Genomic DNA, 7,701 nt, shown 5'->3' on the forward strand with positions numbered 1-7,701 from the left:
CGTCAGGGCTTGAGCGCGTCGAGCGCGAGGTTGAGTTCGAGCACGTTCACACGTTCCTCGCCGAGCCAGCCGGCGAGCCGATGTTCGGTGTGCGCTTCCACCAGCGCGCGCACTTGCGCCTCGGGCAGGCCGCGTGCGCGGGCGACGCGCGCCGCCTGCCAGTCGGCCGCCGCGCGGCTGATGTGCGGATCGAGCCCGCTCGCCGACGCCGTGACCAGATCGACCGAGATCGGCGCGGTGTTGCCCGGATCGGCGGCACGCAGCGCGTCGGCGCGCGCCTTCACCGCCTCGCCGAGCGCCGGATTGCTCGGCCCCAGATTGGAGCCGCCCGAGGCCGATGCGTTGTAGGCATCGGGCGCCGTGGCCGACGGCCGGCTGAAAAAATGCCCGGCATCGGCAAAGCCCTGGCCGATGAGCCGCGAGCCGACGACCCGCCCGTCGCGCTCGACGAGGCTGCCGTTGGCCTCGGCCGGAAACGCCACTTGCGCGATGCCGGTGACGAGCAGCGGATAGGCCAACCCGGTCACCAGCGTGAGCACTAGGAACAGCAGGAGCGCCGGCCGCAGCAGCGCGAGCGCTTCGGAAACGCCGGCGTGCGGCGCGGCGCTTGCAAGGGATTGCGTGTTCATGGATGCATGCCTCAAGTGGGTTCAGGCCAGGCCGAGCGCGGCCACCGCGATGTCGATGAGCTTGATGCCCGCGAACGGCACGATCACGCCGCCGAGGCCGTAGACGAGCAGGTTGCGCCGCAGCAGCCGCGCCGCGCCGACCGCGCGATAGGCCACGCCCTTCAGCGCCAGCGGAATCAGGAACACGATGACCAGCGCATTGAAGATCACCGCGCTCAGCACCGCCGACGCGGGGCTCGCCAGCTGCATCAGGTTGAGCGCGCCAAGCTGGGGAGTGCTGCTCACGAAGGCCGCCGGCACGATGGCGAAGTATTTCGCCACGTCGTTGGCGATGCTGAAGGTGGTGAGCGCGCCGCGTGTCATGAGCATCTGCTTGCCGGTCTCGACGATCTCGATGAGCTTGGTCGGGTTGCTGTCCAGATCGACCATGTTGCCGGCCTCCTTGGCGGCTTGCGTGCCGGTGTTCATCGCGACCGCCACGTCGGCCTGGGCGAGGGCCGGCGCGTCGTTGCTGCCGTCGCCGGTCATCGCCACGAGCTGGCCGGCGGCCTGGTGCTGGCGGATGAGCGCGAGCTTGGCTTCGGGCGTGGCTTCGGCCAGGAAGTCGTCCACGCCGGCCTCGGCGGCGATGGCGGCGGCCGTCAGGCGGTTGTCGCCGGTGACCATCACCGTCTTGATGCCCATGCGGCGCAGCTCGGCAAAGCGCTCGCGGATGCCGCCCTTGACCACGTCCTTCAGCTCGACCGCGCCGAGCACGCGCGCGCCGTCGGCCACGGCCAGCGGCGTGCTGCCGCGCCGCGAAATGTCGTCGATGGCGGTCTGCACTGCTGCCGGCCAGTCGCCGCCGAGCGCCTGCACATGACGCCTGACGGCGTCGGCCGCGCCCTTGCGCAGCGCGCGCCCGGCAGGCAGGTCGGCGCCGCTCATGCGGGTCTGCGCGGTGAAGTGGACGAAGTGCGCGCCAAGCGCCGCGAGGTCGCGTTCGCGCAGATCGAAGCGCGTCTTGGCCAGCACGACGATGCTGCGGCCCTCGGGCGTTTCGTCGGCCAGCGAGGCGAGCTGGGCCGCATCGGCCAGATCGCGCTCGGCCACGCCGGGCGCCGGCACGAAGGCCGCCGCCTGCCGGTTGCCGAGGGTGATGGTGCCGGTCTTGTCGAGCAGCAGCACATCCACGTCGCCGGCCGCCTCGACCGCGCGGCCCGAGGTGGCGATCACGTTCGCCTGCATCAGCCGGCTCATGCCCGCCACGCCGATGGCCGACAGCAGCCCGGCGATGGTCGTGGGGATGAGGCAGACCAGCAGCGCGACCAGCACGGTCAGGCTCACCGGCTCGCCGGTGCCGGCGCTGCTCACGGCAAATTGCGAGAACGGCAGCAGCGTGACCACCACGCCGAGGAAGACGACGGTCAGTGCCACGAGCAGGATCGTCAGCGCGATCTCGTTGGGCGTGCGGCGGCGCTGGGCGGTCTCGACCATCGCGATCATCCGGTCGACGAAGGTCTCGCCCGGATCGGCCGTGACGCGCGCCACGATCCAGTCGGACAGCACGCGCGTGCCGCCGGTGATGGCCGAGAAGTCGCCGCCCGATTCGCGGATGACCGGCGCGGATTCGCCGGTGATGGCGCTCTCGTCGACCGAGGCCACGCCCTCGACCACCTCGCCGTCGGCGGGGATGGTGTCGCCGGCCTCGATCAGCACGAGGTCGCCGCGGCGCAGGGTGTCGGCATCGACGTCGGTCCAGTGCCGGCGTGCGACCGGATGGCCGGGCGTCCAGCCTTCGAGCTTGCGGGCGCGGGTCTGCTGGCGCAGGCCGCGCAGGCTGGCCGCCTGCGCCTTGCCGCGCCCTTCGGCCAGCGCCTCGGCAAAGTTGGCGAACAGCACGGTGAACCAGAGCCACAGCGCGATGGAAACGGTGAAGCCATCGGGCCGGGCCAGCGCCAGCAGCGTGGTGAAACCGCTGCCGACCCAGACCACGAACATCACCGGGTTGCGCCACTGCGTGCGCGGATCGAGCTTGCGCAGGGCATCGAAGGCGGCCGGGCGGATCAGCGCCGGGTCGAACAGGGCAAGGGCTTGGCGGCTCATCGGGCGCCTCCGTGGCGAAGGGTGATGGCGTCGCGAATGGCGGCGTCGAGGCGGACGGGCAGGCAGCGGCTCATTGCGCGCTCCCGAGAAAATGTTCGGCCACCGGCCCGAGCGCAAGTGCCGGCACGTAGTTGAGCAGGCCGACCAGCAGCACCACGCCGATCAGCAGCGCGACGAACAACGGGCCGTGCGTCGGCAGGCTGCCGGCCGTGACCGCAAGCCGCTTCTTGCCCGCGAGCGAGCCGGCCATCGCCAGCACCGGCACGATCACGCCAAAGCGCCCGACCGCCATCGCGACCGCCAGCAGCCCGTTGTAGAACGGCGTGTTGGCCGACAGCCCGGCAAACGCGCTGCCGTTGTTGTTGGCGGCCGAGGTCAGCGCGTAAAGCACCTCGGAGAATCCATGCGCGCCCGGGTTGAGGATGCCGGCACGCCCGGCCTCGGCCAGCAGCGCCACTGCCGTGCCGCCCAGCGCCAGCAGCGGCGTGACCAGGATGGCGAGCGACACCATCTTCATCTCCTGCGCCTCGATCTTCTTGCCCAGGTATTCGGGCGTGCGGCCGATCATCAGTCCGGCGACGAACACCGCCAGCAGCGCGAACACCAGCATTCCGTACAGCCCCGCGCCGGCGCCGCCGAACACCACCTCGCCAAGCTGCATCAGCACCATCGGCACGGCGCCGCCGAGCGCGGTGAAGGAGTCGTGCATGGCATTGACCGCACCGCACGAAGCCGCCGTGGTGATCGCCGCGAACAGCCCCGACGCGGCGATGCCGAAGCGCACTTCCTTGCCTTCCAGGTTGCCGCCCGATTGATCGATGCCGAGCGCCGCGAACTGCGCATTCGGCGCCTGCTCCCAGCCCATGACCGCGACCGCCGCGACCACGAACATCAGCGCCATCGCCGCGAACAGCGCCCAGCCCTGGCGCGCATCGCCAACGCGCCTGCCGAACACGAAGCACAGCGCCGCCGGGATCGCGAAGATGCAAAGCATTTGCAGGAAATTGGCGAGCGCGGTCGGGTTCTCGAACGGATGCGCCGAGTTGGCATTGAAGAAGCCGCCGCCGTTGGTGCCGATCATCTTGATGGCGAGCTGGGACGCGACCGGCCCCATCGCGATGGACTGCCGGCTGCCTTCGAGCGTGGCGATGTCGAGCGGCGCGGCCAGGTTCTGCACCACGCCGGTCGCGACGAACGCCAGCGCGGCCAGCACGCTCAGCGGCAGCAGCAGCCAGAGCGTCGCGCGCGCGAGATCGATCCACACATTGCCGATGGCCGGCGCCGAGCGCTGCGTGAAGCCCCGGATCAGCGCGATCGCCACGACGATGCCGCTCGCCGCTGACAGGAAGTTCTGCACCGCGAGGCCGAGCATCTGGGTCAGATGGCTCATGGTCGACTCGCCGGCATAGCCCTGCCAGTCGGTGTTGGTCACGAAGCTCACGGCGGTGTTCAGCGCCGAGTCGGGCGACACCGCGCCCAGGCCCGCCGGATTGAGCGGCAGCCCGCCTTGCAGCCGTTGCAGCGCATACAGCGCGAGCATGCCGATGGCGTTGAACAGCAGCAGCCCGAGCGCATAGCCGCGCCAGTTCATGGCCACCTCGGCGCGGGTGCCGAGCAGGCGCCAGAGCGGCGCCTCGATAGCGCGGGCGAGGGCGAAGCGCCCGTCCAGCGCCGCATCGATGTAGCGCGCGAGCGGCAGCGCGATGGCGAGCAGAGCGCCCAGGTAGACGACAAGCAGCAGCCAGCCGGCGGAGGTCATGAGAAATCCTCCGGGCGCAGCAGCGCCACCAGCAGATAGACGAACAGCCCGCCGGCCAGCAGGCCGGCCAGCGACAGCCAGAAGACTTCCACGGCATTTCCTTCGGTGAAGAACACGAAGGCGATGCTAGGAAGGCGGCCGTCAGGCCGTTGGCAAGATCGGCGCGGCCGGCATCAAGAAAGCATCAAGAGCCGGCCGGGTCGCGGCGCACGCGGGGCAGGGCGACAGTGCCTGCGCCGCGCGCTCAGCTGTGCAGCAGCATCAGCAAGGTCGACAGCGTGAAGAAGGACAGCGTGGTCGCCACCACCAGCGTGGCGGCGCTGAAGCTTTCGCGGCCGTACTGCTGGGCCATCGCCGGATAGATGCTGAGCATGGGCATGGCGGCATAGGCGATGCCGGCCATGCGCATCTCGGGCGCGACGGCCGGCAGCAGCGCAAAGCCCAGCGCCACGCCGAGCGGATGCAGCAGCAGCTTGCCGGTCGCCACGCCGGTCATCGCGCCGATTTCGCCGCGCAGCTTCACGCCGACCAGCGAGGCGCCGATCACGAACACCGCAATCGCCGCCGACGCAAGCGCCAGCAGCTCGATGCTGCGGCCCAGCACCGCCGGCATTTCCAGCCCGCTGAACGAAAACGCGAAGCCGGCGGCAATCGCCTGCACCAGCCGGTTGCGCGGCAGCTGCCTGAGCGTGGCCAGCGCCGCCGCGCGCCAGCCGTTGGCGCCACTGCGGCCGGCTTCGGCCAGGCCCAGCACCAGCGGCAGCATCACCGCATTCTCGATGACCATGTTCAGCGCCAGCGCCGTGCCGGCCGTGGACCCAAGCAGCTGCGACAGGATCGGATAGCCGATGAAGCCGCTGTTGGACAGCGCCATGCCCATGCCGTTGACCGCGCCTTCCGTAAGTCCGCGCCGCGCCGCGAACATCGACACGCCGACGCCGATGGCCAGCGCCAGCAGCGAACCGAAGGCGTAGGCGGCCAGATAGCGTGCCTCCAGCACCTCGGCCAGCGGCCGCTGCGTGAGCGCGCGGAAGATCAGCGCCGGCAGCGCAAAGCCCACGACGAAGCGGCCGAGCACCCGCGCATCGGCCTTGGTGAAGGTACCGGCGCGACCGGCGCCATAGCCGAGCGCGATCAGCAGATAAATCGGCGCGGTCGCCACCAGAATCTGATGCATGCCGGCGCCTTACTGCGCCGGATAGAGCCGCGTCAGCGCCTCGATGGCCACGCCATAGCCCTTGGTGCCCAGCCCCACGACAATGCCGCGCGCCGCCGGCGAGATGAACGAGTGATGGCGAAAGCTTTCGCGTGCATGCACGTTGGAGATGTGCAGCTCGATCACGATGGCCTCGGCGCCCTTGATCGCGTCATGCAGCGCGATCGAGGTGTGCGTGTAGGCGCCCGGGTTGAACACCACGCCGATCATGTTGCCGGCCTTGATCTCGCGGCCCGCCTCGTGAATCCAGTCGATGAGCTGGCCTTCCCAGTTGCTCTGGCGGCAGTCGATCTCGATGCCGTGCTTCGCGCCTTCCTCGCGGCACATGCGTTCCACGTCGGCCAGGGTTTCGCGGCCGTACTGCTCGGGTTCGCGCTGGCCCAGCAGATTGAGATTGGGGCCGTTGAGAACGAGGATCTTCTTCATGCGCTTGCTTTCGGATGGGAGTTGAAACGGGAATTCGGGCGCCGCTGCCGGTCGCAGGCGGATTCTGCCGCTCGCCTGCGGCGCGACAGGGTACTGAACACGATCCGGCGAATAAACTGGCCGAATTCGAATTCAGAATTTCCATGGCATGAACAAACGCCCCGAACTCTCCGACCTGGAAATCTTCTGCGTGGTGGCGCGGCTGTGCAGCTTCAATGCGGCGGCGGCGGAACTGGGCAGCTCGCCGGCCCATGTCAGCAAGCGCATCGCCGCGCTCGAAGAGGCATTGGGAACGCGGCTTTTGCACCGCACGACGCGGCGCGTGGCGATCAGCGACGACGGCGAGATCGTCTATGCCCGTGCGCGCCGGCTGCTCGACGACATTGACGGCATGGCCGGTGCGCTGTCCTCGGGCCGCGATGAGCCGGCGGGGCTGCTGCGCGTGGCCTGCGGCCTGCGGCTCGGACGCAATCATGTGTCGCACATCCTGTCGGCGATGCGCGCGCGCCATCCGCGGCTGGAGCTGTGGCTGGAGCTGGTGAATGGTCCGCTCGACATGATTGCCGAGGGCTTCGACATCGACATCCGCATGGGCGAGGTGAGCGAGCCGCATCTGATCGCGCGTCGCGTGGTCGAGAGCCGCCGCATCCTCTGCGCGACGCCCGGCTATCTGGCGCGGCGCGGCCGGCCGCAGACGCTGGCCGAGTTGCAGCAGCACGACTGCCTGCTGTTCCGCGACCGCGGCCATTCCTTTGGCGTGTGGCGGCTGCATGGCGAGGCCGGGCCGGTCGAGCCGGTGAAGGTGACCGGCCCGCTCGGCTCGAACCACAGCGACATCGTGCAGAACTGGCTGCACGACGGGCAGGGCATCGCGATGCTGTCGGTCTGGGACGTGGCCGATGCGCTGGCCGACGGCACCGTGGTGCGCGTGCTGCCGCAGTTCTGGCAGCCGGCCGATGTGTGGGCCGTGACCGCGACGCGCGCCTCGGCGTCGATCAGCATCCGGCTCGGGCTGGAGTTCTTGTGCGAGCAGTTGCGGGCGGGGCCGTTTGCGTTGCGGACGGAGGTCGATTCGTGCAGCCAATCTCGATGAAGATTCATGGAGAATCGGCGGTGGTTTTTTCGGCAGGGAAAAGCGCTTTAAAAATCAAAGAGTTGTTCTTGGTGTGTTCCCCACGGGCGTGGGGATGAACCTCGAACAGATGCGCCTGGCCGAAATGCAAAGCCGTGTTCCCCACGGGCGTGGGGATGAACCGCGTTGTCGCGTTGCCCAGAAACGCCTTGTCGCGTGTTCCCCACGGGCGTGGGGATGAACCGGATGCGAACGCCATTCAGGGCCTGATGCTCGAGTGTTCCCCACGGGCGTGGGGATGAACCGCCTTCGGTTTGCTCGTAATCCTCGCGCGACAGGTGTTCCCCACGGGCGTGGGGATGAACCGTGGTCGATGTCGTCGCGCGCCACGCGATGAAGGTGTTCCCCAAGGGCGTGGGGATGAACCGTCAAATGCGCCTGTCGTTGTATTCCATCGCCGGTGTTCCCCACGGGCGTGGGGATGAACCGGCAGCTGCCGTCACGCCCACGGCCC

Annotated in this window: 7 protein-coding genes and 1 CRISPR repeat array (1 of these 8 running past the window's edge); of the genes, 1 reads left to right on the plus strand and 6 read right to left on the minus strand. The window is 69.3% G+C overall.

Going from position 1 to position 7,701, the window contains the following annotated elements; all coding sequences use genetic code 11:
* Window positions 1–2: 2 nt before the first annotated feature.
* The 6 genes from kdpC to aroQ all read right to left on the minus strand — a co-directional run bounded on the left by kdpC (window position 3) and on the right by aroQ (window position 6,115).
* Entirely contained in the window at window positions 3–629 is a 627-nt protein-coding gene (gene kdpC / locus B9P64_RS30755; protein ID WP_085315357.1) for a potassium-transporting ATPase subunit KdpC, read from the minus strand.
* Window positions 630–650: 21 nt separating this feature from the next.
* Entirely contained in the window at window positions 651–2,714 is a 2,064-nt protein-coding gene (gene kdpB, locus B9P64_RS30760; protein WP_085315358.1) for a potassium-transporting ATPase subunit KdpB, read from the minus strand.
* Window positions 2,715–2,784: 70 nt separating this feature from the next.
* Entirely contained in the window at window positions 2,785–4,473 is a 1,689-nt protein-coding gene (gene kdpA, locus B9P64_RS30765) for a potassium-transporting ATPase subunit KdpA (RefSeq protein ID WP_085315359.1), read from the minus strand.
* Window positions 4,470–4,565 carry a K(+)-transporting ATPase subunit F gene (gene kdpF, locus B9P64_RS30770; RefSeq protein WP_139826171.1) on the minus strand — a complete coding sequence of 32 codons (96 nt, stop codon included), beginning with the start codon at window positions 4,563–4,565 and terminating at the stop codon, window positions 4,470–4,472. Before kdpF ends, kdpA begins: the two co-directional genes overlap by 4 nt.
* 152 nt (window positions 4,566–4,717) lie before the next feature.
* Entirely contained in the window at window positions 4,718–5,650 is a 933-nt protein-coding gene (locus B9P64_RS30775; protein WP_085315361.1) for an AEC family transporter, read from the minus strand.
* Window positions 5,651–5,659: 9 nt separating this feature from the next.
* On the minus strand, window positions 5,660–6,115 hold the full coding sequence (gene aroQ, locus B9P64_RS30780; protein ID WP_085315362.1) for a type II 3-dehydroquinate dehydratase: 456 nt from the start codon (window positions 6,113–6,115) through the stop codon (window positions 5,660–5,662).
* A gap of 148 nt (window positions 6,116–6,263) precedes the next feature.
* Between aroQ and B9P64_RS30785 the strand changes: the two genes are divergently transcribed.
* The gene (locus B9P64_RS30785) at window positions 6,264–7,208 is read left to right on the plus strand and encodes a LysR family transcriptional regulator (RefSeq protein ID WP_139826172.1); all 945 of its coding nucleotides are present in this window, start codon (window positions 6,264–6,266) and stop codon (window positions 7,206–7,208) included.
* 73 nt (window positions 7,209–7,281) lie between these two features.
* Window positions 7,282–7,701: a CRISPR direct-repeat array (repeat unit 29 nt) (it continues 403 nt past the right edge of the window).

The organism is Derxia lacustris (genome assembly GCF_002105195.1).
Taxonomy (GTDB): domain Bacteria; phylum Pseudomonadota; class Gammaproteobacteria; order Burkholderiales; family Burkholderiaceae_E; genus Derxia; species Derxia lacustris.